20 protein-coding genes are annotated in these 24,373 nt (G+C 45.0%); 18 read left to right on the top strand and 2 right to left on the bottom strand.

The window, feature by feature from the left end; all coding sequences use genetic code 11:
• The first annotated feature begins 55 nt into the window (after window positions 1-55).
• From QY309_08125 to QY309_08095, 7 genes are all read left to right on the top strand, one after another.
• Window positions 56-727 carry a MotA/TolQ/ExbB proton channel family protein gene (locus tag QY309_08125; GenBank protein ID WKZ61446.1) on the top strand — a complete coding sequence of 224 codons (672 nt, stop codon included), beginning with the start codon at window positions 56-58 and terminating at the stop codon, window positions 725-727.
• On the top strand, window positions 724-1,113 hold the full coding sequence (locus QY309_08120) for a biopolymer transporter ExbD (GenBank protein ID WKZ61445.1): 390 nt from the start codon (window positions 724-726) through the stop codon (window positions 1,111-1,113). Before QY309_08125 ends, QY309_08120 begins: the two co-directional genes overlap by 4 nt.
• Window positions 1,114-1,115: 2 nt before the next feature.
• The gene (locus tag QY309_08115) at window positions 1,116-1,997 is read left to right on the top strand and encodes a hypothetical protein (GenBank protein ID WKZ61444.1); all 882 of its coding nucleotides are present in this window, start codon (window positions 1,116-1,118) and stop codon (window positions 1,995-1,997) included.
• Window positions 1,998-2,053: 56 nt separating this feature from the next.
• Complete coding sequence (locus QY309_08110; GenBank protein WKZ61443.1) at window positions 2,054-3,337, top strand: folylpolyglutamate synthase/dihydrofolate synthase family protein; 1,284 nt, start codon at window positions 2,054-2,056, stop codon at window positions 3,335-3,337.
• Between the two features lie 18 nt (window positions 3,338-3,355).
• Entirely contained in the window at window positions 3,356-4,015 is a 660-nt protein-coding gene (gene trmB, locus QY309_08105; protein WKZ61442.1) for a tRNA (guanosine(46)-N7)-methyltransferase TrmB, read from the top strand.
• A gap of 144 nt (window positions 4,016-4,159) precedes the next feature.
• Complete coding sequence (locus QY309_08100; GenBank protein WKZ61441.1) at window positions 4,160-5,014, top strand: UDP-2,3-diacylglucosamine diphosphatase; 855 nt, start codon at window positions 4,160-4,162, stop codon at window positions 5,012-5,014.
• Window positions 5,011-6,006 (top strand): glycosyltransferase family protein, encoded by a 996-nt coding sequence (locus QY309_08095; GenBank protein ID WKZ61440.1) that lies wholly within the window; start codon window positions 5,011-5,013, stop codon window positions 6,004-6,006. The genes QY309_08100 and QY309_08095 overlap by 4 nt, the downstream gene beginning before the upstream one ends.
• 10 nt (window positions 6,007-6,016) lie before the next feature.
• Here QY309_08095 and QY309_08090 read toward each other — a convergent pair whose 3' ends face one another.
• Complete coding sequence (locus tag QY309_08090; protein ID WKZ61439.1) at window positions 6,017-6,592, bottom strand: hypothetical protein; 576 nt, start codon at window positions 6,590-6,592, stop codon at window positions 6,017-6,019.
• 69 nt (window positions 6,593-6,661) lie between these two features.
• Here QY309_08090 and QY309_08085 point away from each other — a divergent pair, with 69 nt between their 5' ends.
• From QY309_08085 to QY309_08035, 11 genes are all read left to right on the top strand, one after another.
• Window positions 6,662-7,342, top strand: a complete 681-nt coding sequence (locus QY309_08085) for a hypothetical protein (GenBank protein ID WKZ61438.1) — start codon at window positions 6,662-6,664, stop codon at window positions 7,340-7,342.
• The gene (locus QY309_08080) at window positions 7,329-8,948 is read left to right on the top strand and encodes a S8/S53 family peptidase (protein ID WKZ61437.1); all 1,620 of its coding nucleotides are present in this window, start codon (window positions 7,329-7,331) and stop codon (window positions 8,946-8,948) included. The genes QY309_08085 and QY309_08080 overlap by 14 nt, the downstream gene beginning before the upstream one ends.
• Before the next feature lie 31 nt (window positions 8,949-8,979).
• Window positions 8,980-9,636, top strand: coding sequence for a ribulose-phosphate 3-epimerase (gene rpe, locus QY309_08075; GenBank protein ID WKZ61436.1), 657 nt, complete (start codon window positions 8,980-8,982; stop codon window positions 9,634-9,636).
• 52 nt (window positions 9,637-9,688) lie between these two features.
• Window positions 9,689-10,261, top strand: a complete 573-nt coding sequence (locus QY309_08070) for a penicillin-binding protein activator LpoB (protein WKZ61435.1) — start codon at window positions 9,689-9,691, stop codon at window positions 10,259-10,261.
• Window positions 10,262-10,271: 10 nt separating this feature from the next.
• Entirely contained in the window at window positions 10,272-11,657 is a 1,386-nt protein-coding gene (locus QY309_08065; GenBank protein ID WKZ61434.1) for a hypothetical protein, read from the top strand.
• Window positions 11,658-11,894: 237 nt separating this feature from the next.
• Window positions 11,895-12,779, top strand: coding sequence for a hypothetical protein (locus QY309_08060; GenBank protein WKZ61433.1), 885 nt, complete (start codon window positions 11,895-11,897; stop codon window positions 12,777-12,779).
• A 159-nt stretch (window positions 12,780-12,938) separates the two neighbouring features.
• Window positions 12,939-15,434 (top strand): DNA gyrase subunit A, encoded by a 2,496-nt coding sequence (gyrA, locus tag QY309_08055; GenBank protein ID WKZ61432.1) that lies wholly within the window; start codon window positions 12,939-12,941, stop codon window positions 15,432-15,434.
• 23 nt (window positions 15,435-15,457) lie between these two features.
• Window positions 15,458-16,645 carry a tetratricopeptide repeat protein gene (locus QY309_08050; GenBank protein WKZ61431.1) on the top strand — a complete coding sequence of 396 codons (1,188 nt, stop codon included), beginning with the start codon at window positions 15,458-15,460 and terminating at the stop codon, window positions 16,643-16,645.
• An 87-nt stretch (window positions 16,646-16,732) separates the two neighbouring features.
• Window positions 16,733-18,688 carry a glycoside hydrolase family 127 protein gene (locus tag QY309_08045; protein WKZ61430.1) on the top strand — a complete coding sequence of 652 codons (1,956 nt, stop codon included), beginning with the start codon at window positions 16,733-16,735 and terminating at the stop codon, window positions 18,686-18,688.
• Between the two features lie 2 nt (window positions 18,689-18,690).
• A complete protein-coding gene (locus QY309_08040) occupies window positions 18,691-19,815 on the top strand; it encodes an aldose epimerase family protein (GenBank protein WKZ61429.1) in 1,125 nt (374 codons plus the stop codon).
• Complete coding sequence (locus QY309_08035; GenBank protein ID WKZ61428.1) at window positions 19,812-22,586, top strand: SUMF1/EgtB/PvdO family nonheme iron enzyme; 2,775 nt, start codon at window positions 19,812-19,814, stop codon at window positions 22,584-22,586. Before QY309_08040 ends, QY309_08035 begins: the two co-directional genes overlap by 4 nt.
• Before the next feature lies 1 nt (window position 22,587).
• Here the strand turns inward: QY309_08035 and QY309_08030 are convergent, their stop codons facing one another.
• Window positions 22,588-24,207 carry an ATP-binding cassette domain-containing protein gene (locus QY309_08030; protein WKZ61427.1) on the bottom strand — a complete coding sequence of 540 codons (1,620 nt, stop codon included), beginning with the start codon at window positions 24,205-24,207 and terminating at the stop codon, window positions 22,588-22,590.
• Between the last annotated feature and the right edge of the window lie 166 nt (window positions 24,208-24,373).

Here is a 24,373-nt window from a genome sequence, read left to right as displayed (position 1 = left end):
TTACGCAAGCCGGCTGGGCTGCTATTTTTTAATTGAACAATTTATTTTTTGATTCATGATCTTACTTCAAATCATGACTGATGTGGCAACCGAAGAAACGGCCAATCAGTCACTATCCATTATTGATTTAGCGCTGGAGGGCGGCTTCATGATGATTCCCATCGTGTTGCTTTCGTTCATTGCCATTTACATTTTCTTCGAACGCTTTCTCACCATCAACAAAGCGAATCAGGATCCTGATCCGTTTATGCATAAGGTGAAAGAGCTTGTGCTTAAAGGCGACATCAGCGGTGCCAAACTCTTGTGTTCGCAAACCGATTCACCCATTGCCCGCATGATTGAAAAGGGGATATCACGGATCGGTAGTCCGTTGAAGAACATTGAAGCATCTATTGAAAATGTGGGTAAACTTGAAATCTTCAGGCTTGAAAAAAACCTTTCTACGCTGGCCACCATTTCCGGAGCAGCTCCCATGATGGGCTTTCTCGGTACGGTTATTGGTATGGTTCAGGCATTCATTTCTATTTCACAGCAGGAGGGATCGGTTAGTCCCAAACTCTTGTCGGATGGAATTTACACCGCCATGGTTACCACGGTAGCCGGTTTGATTGTAGGCATTATTGCATACCTGGCGTACAACTACCTGGTATCAAGAGTGCAGAAGGTGATTCATAAAATGGAATATACATCCATTGATTTTGTTGACCTGTTACAGGAACCACGATGAAACTGAGTTCGAAAAATAAGGTTGAGCCCATGTTCAGCATGTCATCCATGACTGACCTGATCTTTTTGTTGCTCGTGTTTTTCATGCTTACTTCATCGTTTGTAACGCCTTCAGGTTTACCGGTCAATCTGCCCACCACAAAAACCAGCACCATCGAAATGCAAAAAGTTTCGGTAACGGTGACCAAAGACCTGCAGTATTTCGTTAATGAAAAGAAGGTGTCGAAGAGTTTGCTGGAAGGAGAATTAAAAAGCAAGCTGACCACCAAAGGGGGGTCGGTGGTGTTGCACATCGATAAGGATGTGCCATGGGGAGAAGCGATGTATGTAACAGGCATTGCCACATCATTGGAAGCGAAAGTTATTGCGGCTACCAAGCCGAAATAGATATGATCGAAAATCCACAGGAAAAGAAAAACAAGCAGATTGCACTGGTCACGACCGTGGGCGTGCATGTACTGTTATTCCTGTTGTTTTTGTTTGTGATTGCCTGGCGCGCGCCTGATCCGCCACTTCCGGAATACGGCATTGAATTAAACTTTGGTGTGGATGATGTAGGGACTGGTTCAACACAACCCGATGAGCCGGCCGGCTCGCAACAGCCTTCGGAGGATGAGGTGGAAGAGAGCAATACCGACCAGCAAGAAGCTGAGGAGCAAATTCAGGAAGAGGCTACCCAGGAAGAGTCAACACCGGTTCAGGAACAAGCTGTGACGCCTCAGGAGAGTACAGTTGCTGTAAAGGAAGAGAAAAAGACAGAGACAAAGCCCGTTGAAAAGCCAAAGGAGCAAGAGAAGAAAGAGGTAGTCAAGACAGAAACCAAGCCCGTTGAAACGACACAAAAAACGCAAACACAAACCACAGCCGAGAAAACCACAACCGACAACAAGGAAGGCAAACCTGTAAGCCACGGTGACGATGTCAACAAGACTGGCGATAAAGGTGACCCAAAAGGTGAGTTGGATAACAAGGCGTTGTATGGCAAGCAGGGTGGTGGTAACAATGGAGCCGGATTAGATCTGGCTGGCTGGAATTGGGATTATATCCCCAATCCAAATGTTCCGAACAATGAGACCGGTAGGGTAGTTTTTGAAATCAAGGTTGATGACTCCGGAGAAATTATTTCGATTCGTACCATTGAACGAAGTGTAAGTCTGGAGGCTGAGAACATTTGTCGGAAAGAAGTGGAGAAGCTTACCTTTTCCAAGACGGGTACCAATGTTCCCGCAATTTCTACCGGACGGATTACCTTTGTGATCCGCTCCAAGTAAATTCCACAGTAAATAAGTTTGGATTTTGGTCGCCACAAGAGGACATTTGCGCCCGCATGTTCAGCTCTTACGAACAAACGATCGAATACCTCTACGCCAACTTACCCATGTTTCAGCGGGTGGGTGCGGTGGCTTTCAAGAAGGATTTAACCAACACCTTGGCGCTGTGTGAAGCGCTGGGCAATCCACAACAGAAATTTAAATCCATTCATGTTGGGGGCACCAACGGAAAGGGGAGCACGGCACACATGCTGGCTTCAGTACTTCAATCTGCCGGATACAAGACCGGTTTGTATACATCGCCTCATTTAAAATCGTTTACCGAACGCATTCGCATCAATGGCCAGGAAGTATCGCAGGCATTTGTTGTTGATTTTGTGAATCGGATACGGCCACACATCGACCGAATTAAACCTTCTTTCTTCGAGATTACGGTGGCCATGGCATTCGATTACTTTGCGAAACAACAGGTTGACATAGCCGTGATTGAAGTTGGCTTGGGTGGAAGGCTGGATTCAACCAATGTGATAACCCCTGAAGTTTCAGTCATTACCAACATTGGTTTCGATCACATGGATATGTTGGGCGATACGCTCCCTAAAATTGCATTTGAGAAAGCAGGTATTATCAAGCAACGTATTCCCGTTGTGATTAGTGAACTGCAGGAAGAAGTAGCACAAGTTTTTGAAGAGAAAGCTAAACTTGAGCAAGCGCCAATATTTTTTGCAGATAGGCCTGTTACAATCAGGCAGCATGGAAATTCGGTTAAAGTGAATGCTGTCTTTCAGGATCAGCCCATTGAGTTTGAGTTTCCTTTGTTGGGCAGCTATCAGCAAAAAAATATTGCCGGAGTGCTGACCGCATTGGAATGCCTGACTGATCGTGGGTTTTCAATTTCAAAGGAGCAAGTCTGTGATGGGATGCAACAGGTTATCAGCCAAACCGGATTGAAAGGACGCTGGCAGATTCTTCAAGGAAATCCGTTAGTCATTTGCGATACGGGGCACAACGTGGATGGTATCCGGTTGATCGTAAAACAGTTGGCTACTTATTCGTATAAAAATCTGTTTATGATTATCGGCATGGTGAAAGATAAGGATCATGGTGCTGTGTTTAACCTGTTGCCGAAGGAAGCACACTATATTTTTTGTCAGGCGAATATTCCCCGTGCGATGGATGCAAAGGAACTAACCAAGGAAGCAAAAGCATTTGGGTTGACAGGTGACGTTGTACCGAATGTAAATGATGCGTTGAATATGGCGCTGCGAAAAGCTAACCCTGACGATTTAATTTTTGTGGGAGGAAGTACTTTTGTAGTAGCTGAGTTGAACAATCTTTAAAATAAGTACGATCTATTCATGAAAAGAAAGCAGGAACGTTTCAAAATCATAGAAGAGCGGAGCAATGTAATTGAACGTTCAAAATCAAATTACACAACCATTAAAGGAAATTGGAGTCGTGAGCATTTTGGAAATGATAACCCCATCACCATTGAATTGGCGTGTGGCAGGGGAGAGTACACCGTTGGATTAGCATCGCTGTTCCCGGAAAGGAATTATATCGGGGTTGATATCAAGGGCGAACGCATCTGGAAAGGAAGCACCTGGGCCGTAGAGCAAGGGCTTACCAACGTAGCCTTTCTTCGCACGCAAATCCTATTGATTGAAAACTTTTTCGGAGAACAGGAAGTAGATGAAATCTGGATTACGTTTCCTGATCCTCGTCCGCGTAAGCGTGACATCAAGCGCAGACTTACCAGTCCGCGTTTTTTAGAGATGTACAAAAAACTACTTGCGCCCAGAGGTTTCGTTAGGCTCAAGACCGATAACACGTTGCTCTTCAATTACACCCTTGAAGTGCTTGAGCAGCGTACCGACATAACCGATTTTGAATTTACGCATGACGTATATGCCTCACCGCTCAGGCCAGAGTGTTTCGATATTAAAACACGCTATGAAGAAGCGTTTGCTTCCAAGGGAGAGACCATTAAATATTTGCGTTTCAGGTTCAAAAACTGACCCCTTTGCTTCATAACAATTCCATAATAACCCCATGAAGCGGGGGTAATAGCACAAGCATACTTTTGCATCAGTAGAACATCTTCACAGGTTTAGGTTACCTGGAGGCCTTTGGGTCTCCGGGTTTCTTAGTATACGATGTAAATGAGTAAACGTAAGAAGCGCGAGCTTGAAATTGTAGTCCTCTCCGATATACACTTAGGCACCTACGGCTGCCACGCAGAAGAGCTTCTGCGTTACCTGAAAACCATCAAGCCCAAAAAATTAATCCTGAATGGCGACATCATCGACATGTGGCAATTCAGTAAGCGCTATTGGCCCAAGTCGCACATGCAGGTTGTCAAACACATCACCGGCCTGCTAACCAAAGGAACCAAAGTTATTTACCTTACGGGCAATCACGATGAGATGCTCCGCAAGTTTGCCGGGTTTAAGCTTGGGTCATTTCAGATTGAAAATAAGCTTGTGCTCAAGTTGAATGGAAAACGTGCGTGGATTTTTCATGGCGATGTGTTTGACGTAACCATGCAATATTCCAAGTGGCTGGCAAAACTTGGTGCGGTAGGGTATGACACACTTATTCTCATCAACACATTTGTGAATTGGTGCCTGAAGCGCTTTGGTCGTGAAAAGATTTCCCTTTCGAAGCGGGTAAAGGACAGTGTGAAAACCGCTGTAAAATTCATTACCGATTTCGATAAAACGGCTGCTGATATTGCCATTTCAAACCAATATGACTATGTAGTCTGCGGGCACATCCACCATCCCGAAATTAAGTCTATTGAAACCGACAAGGGTTCCGTTACTTACCTGAATTCCGGTGATTGGGTGGAGAATCTTTCTGCCTTGGAATATGACGGCAACCGCTGGTCAGTTTACCGGTATAAAGACGATCCGTATGCTTCATCCATGAAATTACCCAAACGGTTGCGCCACGGACTTGATACCGATGAAATTTTCAGGGATCTTGTCAATGAATTTTTAATGGTCAAGAAATGAAATTGCTTTATGCCATTCAAGGTACGGGTAACGGACACGTGGCCCGGGCAATTGACGTTGTCCCCATCCTGCGCGAGTATGGTGACCTGGACATATTTCTCAGTGGGGCACAGGCCGACATTAAATTGCCTTTTTCAGTGAAGTACAAATCCAAAGGACTCAGTTTCTTTTTTGGAAAATCGGGGGGGATAGATTTTTATAAAACATTCAAGCAGAACAGTTCAAAGGAAGTAATGAGGGAGATTAAAAAATTTCCCGTAGAGAAATACGATTTGATCATTAACGACTTTGAACCTATTTCGGCATGGGCATGCAGGCGAAAAAAGATTCCCTGCATAGCGTTGAGTCATCAGTCAGCAATTCTATCTAAGAAAGTGCCGCATCCCAGACATTTTGATCCGGTAGGTGAATGGATTTTGAATAATTATGCACCGGTAGATGCTGCTGTGGGATTTCACTTTGCCCGTTACGATACAAATATCTATACACCCGTGATTCGTAAAGCCATTCGGGAGGCTAAGGTTACCAAAGGTGAACATTATACGGTGTACTTACCTGCCTATGATGATCGCAAACTCGTTCCATTACTGGCGCGAATTTCTAATGTGCGATGGCACATTTTTTCAAAGCATGCAAAAAAGCCATATCACATTGGCAGGCTCTCCGTTTACCCGATCAACAATGAAGAGTTTGTAGCCAGCGTGGTCTCATCCAAAGGCGTGCTATCGGGAGCAGGCTTTGAAACGCCCGCTGAAGTTTTGTTTTTGGGGAAAAAGTTGTTGGTGGTACCCATGAAAAAGCAATACGAGCAACATTACAATGCGGCAGCTTTGCGCGATTTGGGTGTGCCGGTAATCAAAAATGTAAAACGGAAGCGCTTGCCCAAAATTCAGGAGTGGATAGAAACCAAGCAAAAAATTGAAATTGATTATCCGGATATCACTCGTGAAGCCATTGAACATGCATTGAGGTTGGGTAGGTTTTCCATTTAAATGCTGACACTTAGGATTCTTCCAAGAACTCCAATACCTGAGCCAACTCATCATAGTTTTTATAGCCTGGTCTGTCTTCTACTGAGCCTTTAAGTGCAATGCTAACATGAGGTATTTCAACCAGTTGTTGGATGTTCTCACCCGGATTGTCAACCAGTACCTGAAATTCGGCTGCAAGATCACGAAGTTCTCGATCTGTTACAGGCTCAGGAACCAGCAGGAACGCTATATCGGATTTATAGTGGTCAATTATCTGTTTGTGTCTACCAAGACCTTCGATAGAAGTAGCTACAATCAATTTAATTCCTGATGGATTTAATACCATCAAATCTTCAACCGAAAGCTCAACCAAGTCTGGCTGGTACTGGTTGATGATGTCGTTCAAGTCATCCGCACCATAAGCTTCAGCGACCACTTGTGGTCCGGCAAACCAACCGCGCATTTCCTGAAATTGTTTAGGCTCAACATATCCATCCCTTCCGGGTACCACGGTAAACCCCAACAAATCCACACCCATGCCTGCGCTGTAACGTGCATCACTCAGGTTTGAAATGTTTCCCACTTTAACGGTTACTTTTAAGGCCATTTTAAAATCGATAACTTTGTAAAACTGAGAGTCATTTTATCAGGCCGATTTACTTAAAATGAAGGATAGTTGAAAAGAATTGCATCATATTTATTGGTTCTGATGTGCTGTTTGTGGGGTTGTTCCTCTGATGAAGTCCGGCTGAATGACGCAGCTTTCTTTCCGCTACAGGTTGGGTTTTATCAGGTTTATGATGTAGACGAAATTAACTACACTGCTTTTAACCCACCCGAGTCCTTGGCCTATCAACTTCGTGTGGAAGTGACAGATGTCTTTGAAAATCAGGAGGGAGGATTAACCTATGTGTTGTACCGAAGTACACGCCAGGCAGATAATGAGGCTTGGGAATATCGGGAGACCTGGTCCGTCCGTTTAACCAATCAATATGCATTGGTGGCTGAAGGAAACACCACCTATGCCAAACTTGTTTTTCCATTGCGCATAAATGCGTCATGGAATGGCAATCTGTTTAACGATGAAGGAGAGGATTTATACACCCTCGAGCAATACGGTGGTAACTTTGATGCCGGTAACGGTGTTATCTTTTCAGATGTATTGGTGGTTAACCAAAATCGTGAGAGTAATTTAGTGTTTAAAGATGACCGGCTAGAAGTATATAGCCTGGATAAAGGATTGGTGTTTAGTGAATATCAGGTGTGGGAGTATAATTGTTCAGGAGGCACATGTACTAACCAGATCAATAACGGTACTTACAGGAAGATGGTGTTGACGGATTATGGGGTGGAATAAATTTCTTTTTTTACTAGTGATTGGTGCGTGTGTGCTTGGTGCACAGGCGCAGGAAAATCAATACGTTGTTTTTTTTGCAGATAAAACGGGTACACCTTATTCCATAAATTCTCCGGAAACGTTCTTAACACAACGAGCACTTGATCGAAGAGCACGTCATAACATTTCAATATCAGAAAGCGACTTACCCGTTAATCCAGTTTATGTTCAAGGCCTTCGCGATGCAGGTGCGGAGGTGATCTACACGACCAAATGGATGAACGGTGCATTGGTTTCTTGCGATGATGCGATACTTTCTGCACTCGAGGATTTACCCTATGTATCATCTGTCGAATTTGTTTCACCGGGAAATCACCCTGCTTCTGGTAATCGAAGAAAATTCAAAAACGAAGTAACCGAGGCCGCTGCGGAAGCAACCGATATGCAACTTTCAATGATCGGACTTGATGCCATGCACCTGGATGGAAAGCAAGGAGATGGAATTGTTATTGCCGTTTTCGATGGCGGGTTTTCAGGCGTAGATATGACTACACCCTTTCAGCATTTGTTCACCAACAACCAAATTGATCAAAGTAATTCTTTTGATTTTATATCCGGAACTTCAAATGTCTTTCAATACGATGACCATGGAACCCGTGTGTTGTCCATCATGAGTGCAAACGTTGAGGGATCATTTACCGGTGGCGTTACGGAGGCTTCATACCAGCTTTATGTAACAGAAGATGTTCCAACAGAATACCGCATTGAAGAGTACAACTGGTTGTTTGCAGCTGAACGTGCCGACAGTTCAGGAGCGGATATCATTCATTCATCATTGGGGTACAGTACGTTTGATATCGCATCCATGGATTATACAACCGATCAATTGGATGGTGAAACAACCGTAGTAACCCGCGCAGCACAACTGGCATTTAGCAAGGGAATGATGGTGGTCACCAGTGCCGGAAATGAAGGGAACGATGCCTCGTGGCGCATCATTACCGGCCCGGCTGATGGCAAGGATGTATTGGCCATTGGCAATATCAACAGTTTCGGTGTGCGTTCATCATCTAGTTCCATGGGGCCTAGTGCCGATGGAAGAATTAAACCAGATCTGGTTGCTTTGGGTTCAGGTGTTTCAGTAGTTCGTGCCAGTGGATCGGTATTCACCGGATCCGGCACTTCTTTTTCGGCACCGCTTGTAACTTCATTGGTCGCGGGAATATGGCAGGCTTATCCGGAGTTGAAAAATACCAACTTGCTTGAAGCCCTTCGTAAGACAGCTTCCCAGGCAAACAACCCGGATAATTTGCTGGGTTACGGCATACCAAATTACCTCGCGGTAATACATTACCTGGAACAGTCCAGTCAAACCGAGCCGGTAATTGTTTTTCCAAATCCAGTTACAGACATGCTGACTATACGTCCAGCCTCACCCGAAAAAGGGAACATAAAGCTGGCCTTGGTCTCAAGTCAGGGTCAGTTGGTCACAGAACGAGAAGTTTCCTTTTCATGGTTGAATAATCAATACACTGCGGATCTATCGGGTTTAGCTTCCGGTATTTATATTTTGCGACTAACCACAGTTGATCGGATTTTAACCTTCCGAATCGTAAAGATGAACTGAATCAGAGCCTTATATTTGGGAAATTTTTCACATGGCTCAACCGATAATTGCCCCCTCCATTCTTGCTGCTGATTTTGCCAATCTTGAACGGGAAGTTCACATGGTCAATGAAAGCGATGCCGACTGGATTCATATCGACATTATGGATGGCGTTTTTGTACCCAACCTTTCGTTTGGATTGCCCGTGACATCGGCAATAAAAAAGCACGCAAAAAAGCCATTGGATGTACACCTGATGATTGTTCATCCGGAGCGGTACCTGAATGCGTTCAAGGAAGCAGGGGCATCGACCATAACGGTTCATTATGAAGCCTGTGAGCATTTGCATCGTACCGTACAAGAGATTAAAGCACTGGGATGCCAGGCTGGTGTGGCCATCAATCCACATACATCTGTAAATTTATTAGAGGACATCATTGCCGATATTGACCTGGTATGTGTGATGGCTGTGAACCCCGGGTTTGGTGGACAGAAATTCATTGAGAGGACGTATGAAAAGACCCGTACGCTGAAAGCTTTAATTGATTCCCGAAACTCATCAGCAAAGATTGAAATTGATGGCGGGGTAAACCTTACTAACGCGCCTGCGTTACGGCAAGCGGGAGCGGACGTGTTGGTGGCTGGCAATTTTGTTTTCAGTGCAGCCAATCCTAAGGCAGTGATTGCGCAACTGAAGCAAATTGGGTGACAAATCAGCATTTCCGGCAAGGTTTTTGATTTTTTAATGCAAACATTCTCGTATGAATAAGTTCATTATACTTTTCGCTGTTTTCGCTCTGTTTTCTTGTTCCCGTTCTGTTACCCGGATTGATCCTTCAACGGAGATTGACCTGAGTGGGCGCTGGAACGATACGGATTCACGTAAAGTTGCCGACCAGATGATTCATGATCTATTTAAATCGGATCAGTTTCAGAAATACGCGGAGTCTCTTGGAAGAAAGCCAGTGTTGGTCATCAGCTCAATCAAGAATAAAACAAGCGAACACATTGATGCCGCTAACTACATCCGCAAATTTGAAATGGTAATCCATAATTCAGGCATAGCCGAATTGGTGGAGTCGGAAGAATTTCGGGATAAGGTACGGCAGGAGCGGGCCGAGCAACAGGATTTTGCTGATCCGGCAACTGCTGCACGGTGGGGCAAGGAAGTTGGGGCTGACTTGATCTTATTTGGCGAAATGACTTCCGAAACCGATGTGTATCAGAAGAAGCGCGTGGTCAACTACATCACTACACTTTTCCTCACCGATGTGGAAAGTAACAAGCGCATCTGGTACGGACAAAACGAAATCAAAAAGCTGGTAAAGAACTAATCCATCAGTCATGCTGAAAACCCTTTCCGTCATCAGTTTACTGATGCTGTTTTCAGCATGTGCATCCTTTTATGAAGGTACGTACGAATACAACCGCCAGTTTGAAGAAGGTAACCTAGAACAGGCTTTAAAAACCCTTCGGTCGAGCAGCCTGTACAAACGCAAGCATGCCGAGTTTTTGTCTTATGTGAACAATGGACTGCTCCTTTCCGTGATGGGGCAATATGAAGAGAGCAATGCTTATTTTGAGAAAGCCTTTGTGTTTGGCGAGGATTACCGGATCAATTATGCCCGTGAAGCTGCATCGTACTTAACCAATCCAACCGTAACCATCTATCGGGGTGAAGATCATGAGCACCTCATGCTGTTGTATTACAAGGCATTGAATTTTTTGAAGATGGAAAAATATGAAGAAGCCCTGGTTGAGTGCAGGCGCCTGAATATCCGGCTTCAACAATTGGCGGATCGGTATACATCGGAAGAAAAATACAGGCGTGATGCTTTTGTGCACAATCTGATGGGCATCATTTACCAGGCTAATGGTGATTGGAACAATGCCTTTATTGCCTATCGCAATGCACTGGAAATTTACCAGGATGATTATTCAAAGATGTTTGGCATTCTTCCACCTGATCAGCTTAAGCGTGATTTGCTGGAGGCCGCTTATCGCACCGGCTTTACGGATGAATATGAATTGTTCAAAAATCAGTTTGGCTGGCCGGATTATAAAGTCAATAATCGTGATGCCGATTTGGTTTTTTTCTGGCACAACGGATTAGGACCGGTAAAGGATGAATGGAGCGTGAACTTCATGATCAACCGGTCGGGCGATCAGTTTGTATTTTTTAACGAACAGCTTGGATTGAGTTATACCTTTCCGGTAACTGATGAAGACGATCGCAATTCACTCAGTAGTATCGAATTCTTTCGCGTGGCATTTCCACGGTATGTGGAGCGACCACCCTTATACACAGGTGCTTCGATTAATCATAATGACACCACCTATTCCCTTCAGCTTGCAGAAGACATTAACCGCATAGCGTTTAAGTCGCTTCAGGAACGGATGTGGCTTGAATTCAGTAAGGCCCTTATTCGGGTGGCCTTGAAAAAAGCAGCGGAACACAGCGCACGCAAAGAAGATGAGAGTCTTGGTGCCTTAATTGGTATGGTAAACGCCATGACGGAAAAGGCCGATACCCGAAACTGGCAAACCTTACCGCATAGCATTTTATACTCCCGCATTCCGATGAGTGAAGGACCCAATAAGACGGTGTTCGAATTACAGTTACCCGGAGGGGGAGTGGAGCAACAAACCTTTACCTATCGGGCCACCAAGGGGCAAACACTTTTTCATACCTTCACTTCGTTAGAATCAAGACCAGTCAGGAGGTATTAGCATGTGGCAAATTGGCTGAATTTACCTACTTTTGACGTTTATCTTCAGCGTATGAGCGAGGTGTAAAATTCTCACTATCAAATTTTTATCCGCCTGAACCAAAAACTCATCATATCCCTTCTCATTGTTGTCCTGGGTGCGCCCTTAACAGGCGTTGCACAGGAGGAGAAGGACGTCAGCATTCCCCTTGATCATTTTTATGTCGACAGGCAGGGTATCGGGTTATTCCGAAAGCTGTTGAGCAAGGTGCATTTCGGTTTAAGCACGGGTTACGGTTCAACAACGTTCAGGCATGAGCTTGAGGATTTGGGCATTTACCAACCCGCCACAGGAAACCCGTATCTGTTTAATCCGACCACACCGGCCAATGGATTATTCAACTGGTTTAACGAAGCAGTTGATACAACGCTTACCGTCAACCCTGGCGAGTTTTTGGTGAGCCCGGATACGGCTTCAATAGGGTTCAGGAGTAAATCGTTTAATATTCCGTTGCGGTTAACCGCGCATGTTGAAATCAAACAACGATACCGCATTGGTGCTGGGTACTCATTTGAGTTTACCAAAGTCAATAACTTTGAACCCTTATCGTTTGGCGATGATATAAATTCCTATCAGCCTGAAGTTTCCTCTTTCTTTCTTAAAAAATACTTTGTCTTGCTCGGTGCATCCGTTTATCGCTATGATAAATACCTGCTTACTGTTGATGCCCAGATAGGCGGGTACAGCCTGGGTAAAAAATTTGATAAGGCTGTAATTGATAAGGGTATATTTTTCAACCTGGGTGGCATGGTTGAACGAGAGATGTCAGAATACTTTCGATTGTTCATTCGTCCTTCAATCGAATTCAAAGGATATGATTTGAATATTGCTGAAACCGGAACAAGCATCAGGCATCGCATGAATGCTTTTTACATCAATGTTGGGGCGTCTTACCGGATACCCGAATTAAGGCGTTGTTACGACAAGTTATGCAGGGCGCAAATCAACCACGCACACGGCAACCGCGAGTACCGGAGCCGGGTACATCCCATCTGGAAAAAGCAGAACCCTCACCACGGAGAAAACTACCCGAACCTGATCAAATACAAGGGTAAAAATAAGCGCAAACTTAACCCGTATTAAGAGGCTTGAACTACCTGAAAATCAGGCCTGAAAATCCCAATAAAAGCAGTCAGAAACGCCCATTTTTTGTATCAAATTATTATCTTGCACCGCTTGAAAATTGCCCTTAAAAGGGGCAGCAAAAGTGAAGGTAAACTGACTAAAATCCGATAGAAAACCGTGGCTGAAGAAACCGGTAATTTGCCCGAGCGGCAAAACATAATCCCGATCAATATTGAAGATGAAATGCGCGGTGCCTACATCGATTATTCGATGTCGGTTATTGTTTCACGCGCACTGCCCGATGTTCGCGATGGCTTAAAGCCGGTACACCGCAGGGTGTTATACGGCATGCTTGAGCTGGGTGTTAACTACAACAAATCCTATAAGAAGTCGGCTCGTATTGTGGGGGAAGTGCTTGGTAAGTACCACCCGCATGGGGATGCTTCGGTTTACGAAACTATGGTGCGCATGGCCCAGGATTGGTCGATGCGCTACCCGTTGGTTGACGGACAGGGTAACTTTGGTTCCATTGATGGCGATGCTGCTGCGGCCATGCGATATACCGAAGCCCGCTTGCGCAGAATTGCAGAAGAATTGCTGGCTGACATCAACAAAGACACCGTTGATTTCCAACCCAACTTTGACGACTCTTTAACGGAACCTACCGTACTTCCGGGCAAATTGCCCAACCTGTTGGTGAATGGCGCCTCGGGCATTGCGGTTGGTATGGCCACCAACATGGCTCCGCATAACTTACGCGAGGTAGTGGATGGTATTGTTGCCTATATCGACAATAACGACATCACCATTGAAGACCTGATGAAGTTTGTCACCGCGCCTGACTTCCCGACCGGTGGTATCATTTATGGCATTTCAGGGGTTCGGGAAGCGTACAGAACAGGTCGGGGCAGGGTTGTGGTTCGTTCCAAAGCCGAGATTGTAACCCAGGCCAATGGCCGGGAGCAAATCGTGGTAACCGAAATTCCTTATCAGGTTAACAAAGCCCTGATGATTGAGAAAACGGCTGCCTTGATTAATGAAAAGAAGATAGAAGGCATTTCCGATATCCGCGATGAGTCGGATAGAGATGGATACCGCATTGTATACGACCTGAAGCGTGATGCAATAGGTAACATCGTGCTGAATAACTTATACAAATACACCCAGTTACAGTCGAACTTCGGAATTAACAATGTAGCTCTTGTAAAAGGCAGGCCACAGACGCTTAACCTGAAGGACCTGATCAAGAACTTTGTGGAACACCGCCACGAAGTGGTGACCAGGCGCACGCTTTACGAACTGAACGAAGCTGAAAAGCGCGCACACATTCTGGAAGGTTACCTGATTGCGCTGGATAACCTGGATGAAGTCATTGCCTTAATCAGAGCATCGAAAGATCCGGAAACGGCAAAGACAGAATTGATTAGTCGCTTTGGGTTGTCGGAAATTCAGGCAAAGGCCATTTTGGAAATGCGTCTGCAACGCCTAACAGGCCTGGAGCGCGACAAGATTCAACAGGAGTACAAAGAAGTAATGGAGCTGATTGGTCGCTTGAAAGATATTCTGGCAAGTGAGCCCTTGCGCATGCAGATCATTAAAGATGAACTGGCCGAATTACGCGACCGGTATGGAGACGATCGCAGAACCGAGGTTGTACCTACGGAGGAAGACGACATTCTGCCAGAGGATATGATCCCGAACGAGGAAATGGTGATCACCATCTCCAACCAGGGATACATTAAGCGTACATCCCTTTCAGAGTACAGAACACAGGGCAGAGGCGGAGTTGGATCACGAGGTGTAGCTACAAAAGAAGATGATTTTACCGAGCACCTGTTTATCGCTCATGCGCATAATTTCCTGCTGATTTTTACGGAGAGCGGTAAAGTGTATTGGAAAAAGGCATATGAAATTCCGGAAGGAAATAAAACTTCTAAGGGGAGGGCCATCCAAAACCTGATCAACATTGAGCCCGGGGATACGGTCAAGGCCGTAATCAATATCCGAACACTGGAGGATGAAGAATACCTGAACAATAATTTTGTAATTCTCTGTACGGAGAAAGGCACCATCAAGAAAACTTCACTTGAAGCTTATTCACGACCGCGGCAGGGAGGCATTAATGCCATTACCATTCACGATGGCGACCGGTTATTAACCGCCTCGCTGACCAATGGTAAAAACCATATCATTATAGCTAAGTCGGAGGGTAAGGCTGTGCATTTCAGCGAAGAAGATGTGAGGCCAATGGGCCGTACTGCAGCAGGGGTACGAGCCGTTACACTCGATTCTTCTACCGATAAAGTAATAGGCATGGTGTGCATTACCCGGGAAGATGCAAATTTGCTGGTCGTTTCCGAGAAGGGATACGGCAAGCGTTCGTCTATTGATGATTACCGGGTGACTAAACGCGGTGGAAAAGGGGTTAAAACCATAAATATCACCGAAAAAACTGGCAAGCTTGTTGCGATTAAGGAAGTTACCGATGATGATGAATTGATGATTATTAACCGTTCAGGTATTACCATTCGCATAAAAGTTTCCGAACTTCGTGTGATGGGTAGGGCAACCCAAGGTGTGCGTTTAATCCGGCTGAACGAAGATGACCGCATTTCATCCATAGAAAAAATTCAACGGATGCAGGATGAAGCACCCGAAGAAAGCAAAAGTTAAAACTGATTATAACCTAAATTAAAATGAAACGAGTAGTATGTTTTTTGTTGGTTGCTTTGCCATTGGCAGTATTTGCCCAAAAAGCGCCTAAGCCAAATTTGAATAAAGCTTTAAACTCCTGGAAGCAAGGGAAGTTGGATGAAGCCAAACAGATGATTGACGTATGTGTTACCGATCCAAAGCTTTCATTGGATCCGAAAACATTCTTCTATCAGGGACTTATTTATGCTTCTATCGACACCACGACCAATGAGACGTATAAAGGATTAGCCAACAATAGCTTTGAAGTAGCCTCACAAGCTTTAGCAAAAGCAGCAGAGATGAACAAAGACGCAAAGAATGAATTATTCTACCAGGGAAATGATTTTTTACCGGTAACCTTATCCCAAAGTGTAGAATTCCTTGGAAACTACTACCTGAATAAGGGAGCAGTTGCTTACCAGGAAGATGACTATGAGACTGCCTTGAAAGAATTTGACAAGACCAAGGTTTTAAATCCAAAAGATACAACAGTACACTTCTATTCGGGCTTCGTAGCGCAAGCGAATGAAAACTACGATCGCGCGTTGGAAGATTTGAGAAAATACATTGAGTTGGGAGGTACCTCGACTGATGCGTATACGGTGATCATCCAAACCTGGGCAGGCCCTAAAGGCGACAAGAAAAAGGCACTTGAAATTACACGCGAAGCTAAGGCTAAATATCCTGACAATAAGGATTATCCATTGCTTGAAATCGGTTACCTGATTGACCTGGAGATGACGGAAGACGCCAAGGGTGGACTTGAAAAAGCGGTTGCAGCAGATCCTTCCAATAAAACACTGTTGTTTTATCTCGGTTATGTGAATTCCAAACTGGATAATTTCGAAGAAGCCAAGAAAAACTTTGAGGCTGCTTTAAAAATTGATCCGAAATATTTTGATGCGCAATATTACCTGGCACAACTTTACTTCATTGAAGCAGATAAAATCAAAGCTGAAATGAATAACCTCGGTATTTCTGCAGCTGACAAAAAGCGTAAGATTGAATTGGATAATGAGTTGGTTAAACGTTACAAAACAGCAGCACCTTATTGGGAAAAGGCTGAGCAACTGAATCCTTCTGATACAGATGTATTGGATAAATTAAGCATGATCTATTATTACCTGGGTGAAGATGCAAAAGCGGCACGCGTTGAAAAGCGCCTGAAAGAATTGGGTGTAGACAATTAATCTACATCTTCCCATACAGAAAGAAAGCCGGAGTGAAATTTTTCATTCCGGCTTTTTCTTTTGAATTTAGTCCAAACAGAAAGCCAGATGCGCCAATTCCTTAGTTTTCTTTATCTTCTCTTCATGCTGGCACAATCTGGGTTTAGTCAGGAATTGCTACAAGGCGTCAGCTTTTCATCCCTCACCATTACCGATACGTTCTGGAAACCCCGACTGCAAACTATTGCCACCAATACATTGGATGCCTGCATTTCGCAAACAGAAATTAAAACCCCACGCATTCGCAACTTCGAGAAGGTAGTTAACCAGACAGGGGAGAAGCATGAAGGCATTTATTATGACGACAGTGACGTGTACAAAGCGCTGGAAGCAATCGCTTATTCTTTAAATAATTTTCCGGATAAGAAGTTAGAAGAAACGGCTGATCGCTGGATTGATGTTATTGCCAAAGCTCAGCTTCCTGATGGGTACCTGAACACATATTACCAATTAGGCGATATTTCAAAACGCTGGACCGATATCGAGAAACATGAAGATTACAATGCAGGGCATCTCATCGAAGCTGCAGTGGCTTATTACCACGCTACTGGAAAAGACAAGTTGTTGCAAACGGCTATCCGGTTTGCCAATCACATTGACTCAGCGTTTCGGTTAGGTAATAAGCCTTGGTTTAGTGGTCATCAGGAAATCGAACTGGCTTTGGTTAAGCTGTTTGATGTCACTAAAAATGATCGCTATTTAAAACTTAGCGAATGGTATTTACAACAACGCGGTAAAGGCTATTACACTTATGGTACCAATTGGATTACACCCGACTACTGGCAAGACGTAAAACCGGTGCATGAGCAAACTGAAATCACCGGTCATGCAGTGCGTGCCATGTACCAATACACTGGCGCAGCCGATGTTGCAGCAGTTATGAATAACAAACAGTATGCAGAAGCCATGCGTGCCGTATGGGAAGATGTTGTGTATAGGAATCTCTACATCACCGGTGGCATTGGATCATCTGGTCGTAATGAAGGCTTTTCAATCGATTATGATTTGCCCAACACGAATGCCTACTGTGAAACATGTGCTTCAGTGGGCATGGTGTTTTGGAATCAACGCATGAACCGTTTAAGTGGTGATAGTAAATTTATTGATGTACTCGAACGCAGTTTATACAATGGTGCACTTTCAGGCTTATCCTTATCCGGTGATCGCTTTTTTTATGGCAATCCATTGGCATCATTCGGTACACACGCTCGCAGGGAATGGTTTGGCACGGCATGTTGTCCGTCCAACATTGCCCGACTAACCGCTTCTGTTGGCGATTACATTTACGCCACAAGCACGACAGCTTTGTATGTCAATTTATTCATCAGCAATACGGCAACAATTCATCTGGATAAGCAAGTTGTCCTTGTTCAGCTCACCACCAATTATCCGTGGGAGGGTGCTGGAGAACTTACATTGAATCCTGAAAGGAAAAGCAATTTCGAACTTTACATTCGCATACCGGGTTGGGTAACGGGTAAGCCAGTACCGGGCGAACTATACACATTTAAAAATAATCAACCAGTCAAAATTATCTTTCGGGTAAATGAGAAGGAGGTTCTTCCTGAAATTAAGAATGGTTATGCGGTCATCAAAAGAACCTGGCAGAAAGGGGACAACGTGAAATGGGATTTTCCGATGGAGGTTCACGAAGTGGTAGCGCATGAAGCGGTGACACAAAATCGTGATCGATTGGCACTTCAACGCGGACCATTGGTTTACTGTGTTGAGGGTGCTGACAATGGGGGTAAGGCATGGGATTTTATTGTTCCGGAGAACACGAAATACAAAATTGAATTCAAGCCTGAATTACTGGGAGGGGTCGTAACCATTTCATTTGAAGCACAAGCCCTTAAAGGGGGAGAAACACCTACATCCTTAGTACATTTTCCGAAAACCATTACGGCCATACCATACTTTGCCTGGAACAACCGTGGAGCAAACGAGATGCAGGTATGGTTGCCAAAAAAAGTGAAGGAAGTCAGAATCAATCCTGAAAATTAACTATGAACACATCAACGAGACTTGGTATTTTTTTACTGGTTGGCGTGGCTTTCGCCTGCTCCACAGACAAGAAAGAACAACATAAGGAAGCTGGAATAACCGTTAATGATTTTGGTATGATCGACACAACAACCATTAAGGAATATGCAATACGAAACAAAGCCGGCATGCAGGTAAGTGTGCTGAACTATGGCGGAACGATAACAGAGGTTATTGTTCCCGACCGAAAGGGAAATTTCGAAAATGTCGTGCTTGGCTTTCCAACCCTGGAAGGTTATCTCAGTGAAAACAATCCGTACTTCGGAGCATTGATCGGCCGGTATGCCAATCGTATTGGTAAAGCAACCTTTCAATTGAACGACCAACTGTACACGCTTGCACCAAACAATAACGGCAACACCTTGCATGGAGGTAACAAAGGTTTTGATAAGGTGGTGTGGGATGTCAAGATCGAATCTGATAGTTCCATGCGCCTGACATACGATAGTCCGGATGGGGAAGAAGGGTTTCCCGGAAACCTGCATGTGGAAGTCGTGTTCACATTAAGTAATGCCAACGCGTTAACGCTGGATTATTCCGCAACGGCTGATCAAGCCACGCCTGTAAATCTGACAAGCCATGCATACTTTAACTTGTCGGCAGGAAAGTGTTCAACCATTCTTGATCATGAACTTCAACTCTTTGCTGAGCGCATAACCGCTGTAAACGATTCACTTATTCCTACGGGTGAGTTCATGGAGGTTTTTGAAACACCTTTTGATTTTTTGGAAGCAAAAACAATCGGTCGCGACATTCATAATGTGCCCGGTGGATATGATCACAACTTTGTGCTGTTTGAGGCAAAAGAAACCGGACTGGCCGGTCCTGCTGCCATACTTTACGATCCATTAAGTGGAAGGGAAATGAAACTGTTTACATCTGAGCCCGGCCTGCAATTTTATTCCGGCAACTTTTTAGATGGAACCATTACCGGGAAAAACGGACAGGTCTATGTAAAACACGCTGGACTTTGTCTGGAGCCCCAGCATTTCCCGGACTCACCCAACCAACCCCATTTTCCTAACACGATTTTAAAGCCGGGAGAAACGTACTACCAAACAAGCCGGTTCGAATTTAGTGTGAGATGAAACGCCTTACATCGCTTCTGCTGATAGTGATTGCATGTGGCGGTCTGATTGCGCAGCCATTAGATGAATTGTCGGTACAGGAAGGGAGAGTAACCCGCATCAAAGCAGCAGCCCATGTATGGACGGTCAATCTTCCGCTAATTACCTTCCGCGTTAACGACAGTTTACATCATTCCGACTCAGGTGGACCATTAGAAGTTAACTACACAAATTTTCGTTATAGCGGGCAAGGTGCTTCATTCCGGATTACTTTCGTCAACGTTACACGAGATACCCTTACGTTAACCAATGTTGTTCCATTTGGAGAGACCAACAAAGAAGTATTCATTACCGGCCTGGGCAAGCATCCGCTTTCGCGAACACACCTGTTTTTACCCGATCGAAAGCCGGTAAATGTAATCGTCCCGGATAATGCATGGAATCTGGGGTACTCCGCGACTTCGTTGGATGCTAATTTCAAAGTATTTGGGTTGACCAGGCGTGATCCGGATTCATTCGTAAAGGCAAACCGCAGAAGGTTTGAAACCATTTTGTTGCCGGGTGGATCAGTATCCTATTTTATGTATGCTGATCTGTACAAAGGTGACTGGCAGGAAGGGCTGCGAGTAGCATTTCAAAAGCGTTACTTATATGATTTAAGTGACTTCAACGATGAACTCTATAAACGTCCTGATCTGCAATGGATAAAGAAGGCCTATGTGATGCACCTGATGATGGCATGGGACAAGCATTACTTTGACTACAAAACGGGTCAGTTCAATTGGCAAAAATTTCAACAGCGTGGAAAGGAGTGGTATGGGGGAGATGATGTGATTTGCCTGTGGCCAACCTGGCCCTCGCTGGGGTTGGATCAGCGCAACCAGTTCGACCTGTATCGTGACTTGCCAGGTGGATTATCTGCCCTTCGCGCTCAAGCCGATTCTTTACGCTTAAACGGAACGAAATTCTTCATCGCATACAATCCATGGGATGAAAGCACACGCTCGGAAGGGCACCTGCAAGGGCTTGCTTCCCTGATCAAAGACACTTCGGCAGATGGTGTTGTGCTCGATACCAAAGGCGAGTCGAGTAGGGAGTTGCAGGAAGCTGCCGATGCCGTAAAGCCGGGCGTGATTATGTACAGCGAAGGCATGGCTGTACCGAAGGATATGCCCGGCATCATCAGTGGGAGAGTGCACAACGCCTTGTACTATCCACCCATGTTGAACCTAAACAAATTCATCCGTCCCGACTTCGCCATTTTTCGGGTGGCCGAAGTATTCAAGAAAAAAATTAAACGCGAATATGCACTCGCGTTCTTCAATGGTTACGGTACGGAGATCAACCAGTTTGCACCGGGCCATCATGAATGGGAAGAAGAACAGTACCGGTTTTTAGGAAGAACCACCCGGATCCTTCGGGAGAATCACAGCAACTTCATTTCATCAAACTGGAAGCCACTCATTTCAACCTTGCGTGACAGCGTTTGGGTGAATGAATGGCCCGGCAAGCAGAAGACCGTTTACACCGTATTTAGTCTGAAGCCGGAGGGCTTTCGCGGGGTCTTGTTTGAAGTACCTGAACAACCTGACAAACACTATGTTGATCTATGGCATCATGAACCAATACTTCTAGCAAAACAGGGTCAAAAAAGCTATACTCAAGTTCAACTTGAAGGATTCAATGCATTTGAACTGGGTACCAACAACGAAGGCTCTGTTAGCTGCATCGCTGAGTTACCCCAACTGATCAGCGCCAAAATCATGAATAACCGGTTGGTTGGGCGCTGCCCGCAAGGAGATAAATTACGAATTTGGGCAGGCAACCCAGCCTACGGAAAAGTGAACAAAGAGGTAAGCTTGCATGAGCAAAGCACGTTCGATTTTTTCATCCCCGACCTGCTAGGCCGTTATGAAGGGAAGGTAGTGGTTCAGGCCTTTGACCAAGATGAATTGCTGGATGAAGTTATCCTGTATATCAAACCCGGCACACCACGGTTGATCAGTAAATCAGTACCAACCAGTAAATCTGCTTCATCAACTACAGGTATGGTGCGCATACCTGTCGGAACATTTATTTTCAAGACAACAAACGGAGATGCCTTCATTCCGTATCCGCAGGAACAGGAAGGAAAAGTAATCAGCATGAAATCATTTTGGATGGACAAACATCCGGTAACCAACGAAGCGTTTTATGCTTTCATACAAGCCACCCGGTATAAGCCTCAAGACACAACCAATTTCTTAAAACACTGGCGCGATGGAAAACCCGTGAAAGGCGAGGAGAAATTTCCGGTGACGTATGTCTCCTATGAAGACGCACAGGCTTACGCACTATGGGCAGGAAAACGATTACCCACAGAAATGGAATGGCAATATGCGGCTCAAACCGACAAGCTCCTGGAATGGCCCTGGAAGCAAGTCAAACCCGTTACGCGTAAGGAGCAATTCGTAACTGAAACGCTTACAGTGAAAGCCATAGAAGGCATCGATCCGAAACATGCCAACCTGGGCAATGGTGAGCTCTACCCGGTGGGCCGATATCCGAAAGGCGCCAATCCACATGGCTTGCTCGATCTTAGTGGATGTGTTTGGCAACTCACCAACGACATCTACGAAAGTGGTAGTTATCGGTACATCATCATGAAGGGGGGGAGTTACTTCAAGCCCTCATCAAGTTGGTGGTACGTACAGGGCGGTCCGCGTGAACTACACTACCGGCAAGCCTTGCTCCGGGTCAGTGAAGGGTTTGAACGTAACGCAACCGTTGGCTTTCGTTGCGTAAAAGACTGATTTACGCGTACAAAGCCTCCTTCTGTTCAGCTACTTTCTCGCTGGTGATGTATTCATCATACGTCATGAGTTTATCAATACAGCCATTCGGAGAAAGTTCAATAATCCGGTTGGCTACGGTTTGGGTAAATTCGTGATCGTGAGAAGTGAACAGGACAGTTCCCGGAAAATCCTTCAGGGCATTATTAAATGCGGTAATGGATTCCAGATCAAGGTGGTTGGTGGGTTCGTCCAGGATCAATACGTTGGCACCGGTAAGCATCATGCGTGAAATCATGCAGCGTACTTTTTCGCCACCTGAAAGCACACTGCACTTCTTGAAAACTTCTTCGCCCGAGAAAAGCATCTTACCTAAAAAACCACGAATGTATATCTCATCGCGGTTTTCTTCTTCGGCATATTGCCGCAACCAATCAATCAGGTTGTCATCCGATTGAAAGTAGTTTTCATTGTTCGATGGGAGGTACGCTGTGGTAATGGTTTGCCCGAATTTAAATGAGCCGGTGGTGGCGTGAAGCTCACCCATCAAAATCTGAAATAAAGAAGTGATCGCCAGGCTGTCTTTACTCAGGAAAGCAATCTTATCACCTTTGTTCACATAGAAATCGAGGTTGCTGAACAGGGGAGTGCCATTGTTGGTGTATCCCAACCCAACCGCGTGCAAAATCTGATCACCGGCTTCGCGGTTTTGTTTAAAGATGATGGCCGGGTACCTACGGGTAGACGCCTGAATTTCATCGACATTGATTTTCTCCAACAGCTTTCGCCTGCTGGTTGCTTGACGCGATTTGGATGCATTGGCACTGAAGCGCGCAATGAATTCCTGTAGCTCTTTTCGCTTTTCCTCCGCCTTTTTGTTGGCAGCCGAGCGTTGTGTCAATGCCAGCTGACTGGATTGATACCAGAACGAATAATTACCAGTATATAAGCGTATCGCCTGAAAATCAATATCAACAATGTGGGTACACACTGTATCCAAAAAGTGACGGTCGTGCGATACCACGATAACCGTGTTTTCAAACTCAAGCAGAAAATCTTCCAACCAGGTTATGGTATTTATATCCAGGTCGTTAGTAGGTTCATCCAGAATCAAAATATCCGGATTGCCATAGAGCGCTTGAGCCAGCAGCACACGTACCTTTTGTGAGCCATCCAGTTCCTTAACCAATTTATAATGCTCTGACTCATTAATGCCAAGTCCGCTTAGAAGCGCGGCTGCATCCGACTGCGCATTCCAGCCGTTGAGTTCGGCAAATTCTGCCTCCAGTTCAGAGGCGCGCATGCCATCGGCATCGGAAAAATCAGGTTTGGCATAAATGGCATCTTTTTCTTGCATGAGGTTCCAAAGCTTGGTGTAGCCCATCATCACCGTATCCAACACGGTAACCTCATCAAATTCGTAGTGATTTTGGCGTAATACAGCCATGCGCTTACCCGGCTCCATGGACACATTGCCACGTGTTGGGTCAATCTCGCCCGAAAGAATCTTCAGGAATGTAGATTTTCCGGCCCCATTGGCCCCAATAACCCCATAACAATTGCCTTGCGTGAAACGAAGGCTTACCTCATCAAAAAGAACACGCTTACCAAATTGGAGCGAAAGCTTATTTACTGCCAGCATTGAATTTCAAAATAAGGCGCGAAGATAAGCCAAACGAATGAGACTAAAACCCAGGCTGGGAACGATTGTGTGTAGGCGTAAGCCAGATCGTATCAAAAGGGGTATAATAGTTAACCTTTTATATAATTTTTTACTTGAAAAAGATATAGTTATTAAATTGATATTC

The organism is Cyclobacteriaceae bacterium, from assembly GCA_030584025.1.
In the GTDB taxonomy this organism is placed as follows: domain Bacteria; phylum Bacteroidota; class Bacteroidia; order Cytophagales; family Cyclobacteriaceae; genus UBA2336.
This window is presented reverse-complemented; position numbering and strand designations above follow the sequence as displayed.

Coding starts and splice junctions, on each gene's coding strand:
- QY309_08115 (WKZ61444.1), top strand. CDS start 1,116: ATGATCGAAAATCCACAGGAAAAGAAAAACAAGCAGATTGCACTGGTC.
- QY309_08125 (WKZ61446.1), top strand. CDS start 56: ATGATCTTACTTCAAATCATGACTGATGTGGCAACCGAAGAAACGGCC.
- rpe (WKZ61436.1), top strand. CDS start 8,980: ATGGCTCAACCGATAATTGCCCCCTCCATTCTTGCTGCTGATTTTGCC.
- QY309_08095 (WKZ61440.1), top strand. CDS start 5,011: ATGAAATTGCTTTATGCCATTCAAGGTACGGGTAACGGACACGTGGCC.
- QY309_08090 (WKZ61439.1), bottom strand. CDS start 6,592: ATGGCCTTAAAAGTAACCGTTAAAGTGGGAAACATTTCAAACCTGAGT.
- QY309_08080 (WKZ61437.1), top strand. CDS start 7,329: ATGGGGTGGAATAAATTTCTTTTTTTACTAGTGATTGGTGCGTGTGTG.
- QY309_08050 (WKZ61431.1), top strand. CDS start 15,458: ATGAAACGAGTAGTATGTTTTTTGTTGGTTGCTTTGCCATTGGCAGTA.
- QY309_08040 (WKZ61429.1), top strand. CDS start 18,691: ATGAACACATCAACGAGACTTGGTATTTTTTTACTGGTTGGCGTGGCT.
- QY309_08120 (WKZ61445.1), top strand. CDS start 724: ATGAAACTGAGTTCGAAAAATAAGGTTGAGCCCATGTTCAGCATGTCA.
- QY309_08070 (WKZ61435.1), top strand. CDS start 9,689: ATGAATAAGTTCATTATACTTTTCGCTGTTTTCGCTCTGTTTTCTTGT.
- trmB (WKZ61442.1), top strand. CDS start 3,356: ATGAAAAGAAAGCAGGAACGTTTCAAAATCATAGAAGAGCGGAGCAAT.
- QY309_08045 (WKZ61430.1), top strand. CDS start 16,733: ATGCGCCAATTCCTTAGTTTTCTTTATCTTCTCTTCATGCTGGCACAA.
- QY309_08065 (WKZ61434.1), top strand. CDS start 10,272: ATGCTGAAAACCCTTTCCGTCATCAGTTTACTGATGCTGTTTTCAGCA.
- QY309_08035 (WKZ61428.1), top strand. CDS start 19,812: ATGAAACGCCTTACATCGCTTCTGCTGATAGTGATTGCATGTGGCGGT.
- QY309_08030 (WKZ61427.1), bottom strand. CDS start 24,207: ATGCTGGCAGTAAATAAGCTTTCGCTCCAATTTGGTAAGCGTGTTCTT.
- QY309_08110 (WKZ61443.1), top strand. CDS start 2,054: ATGTTCAGCTCTTACGAACAAACGATCGAATACCTCTACGCCAACTTA.
- QY309_08100 (WKZ61441.1), top strand. CDS start 4,160: ATGAGTAAACGTAAGAAGCGCGAGCTTGAAATTGTAGTCCTCTCCGAT.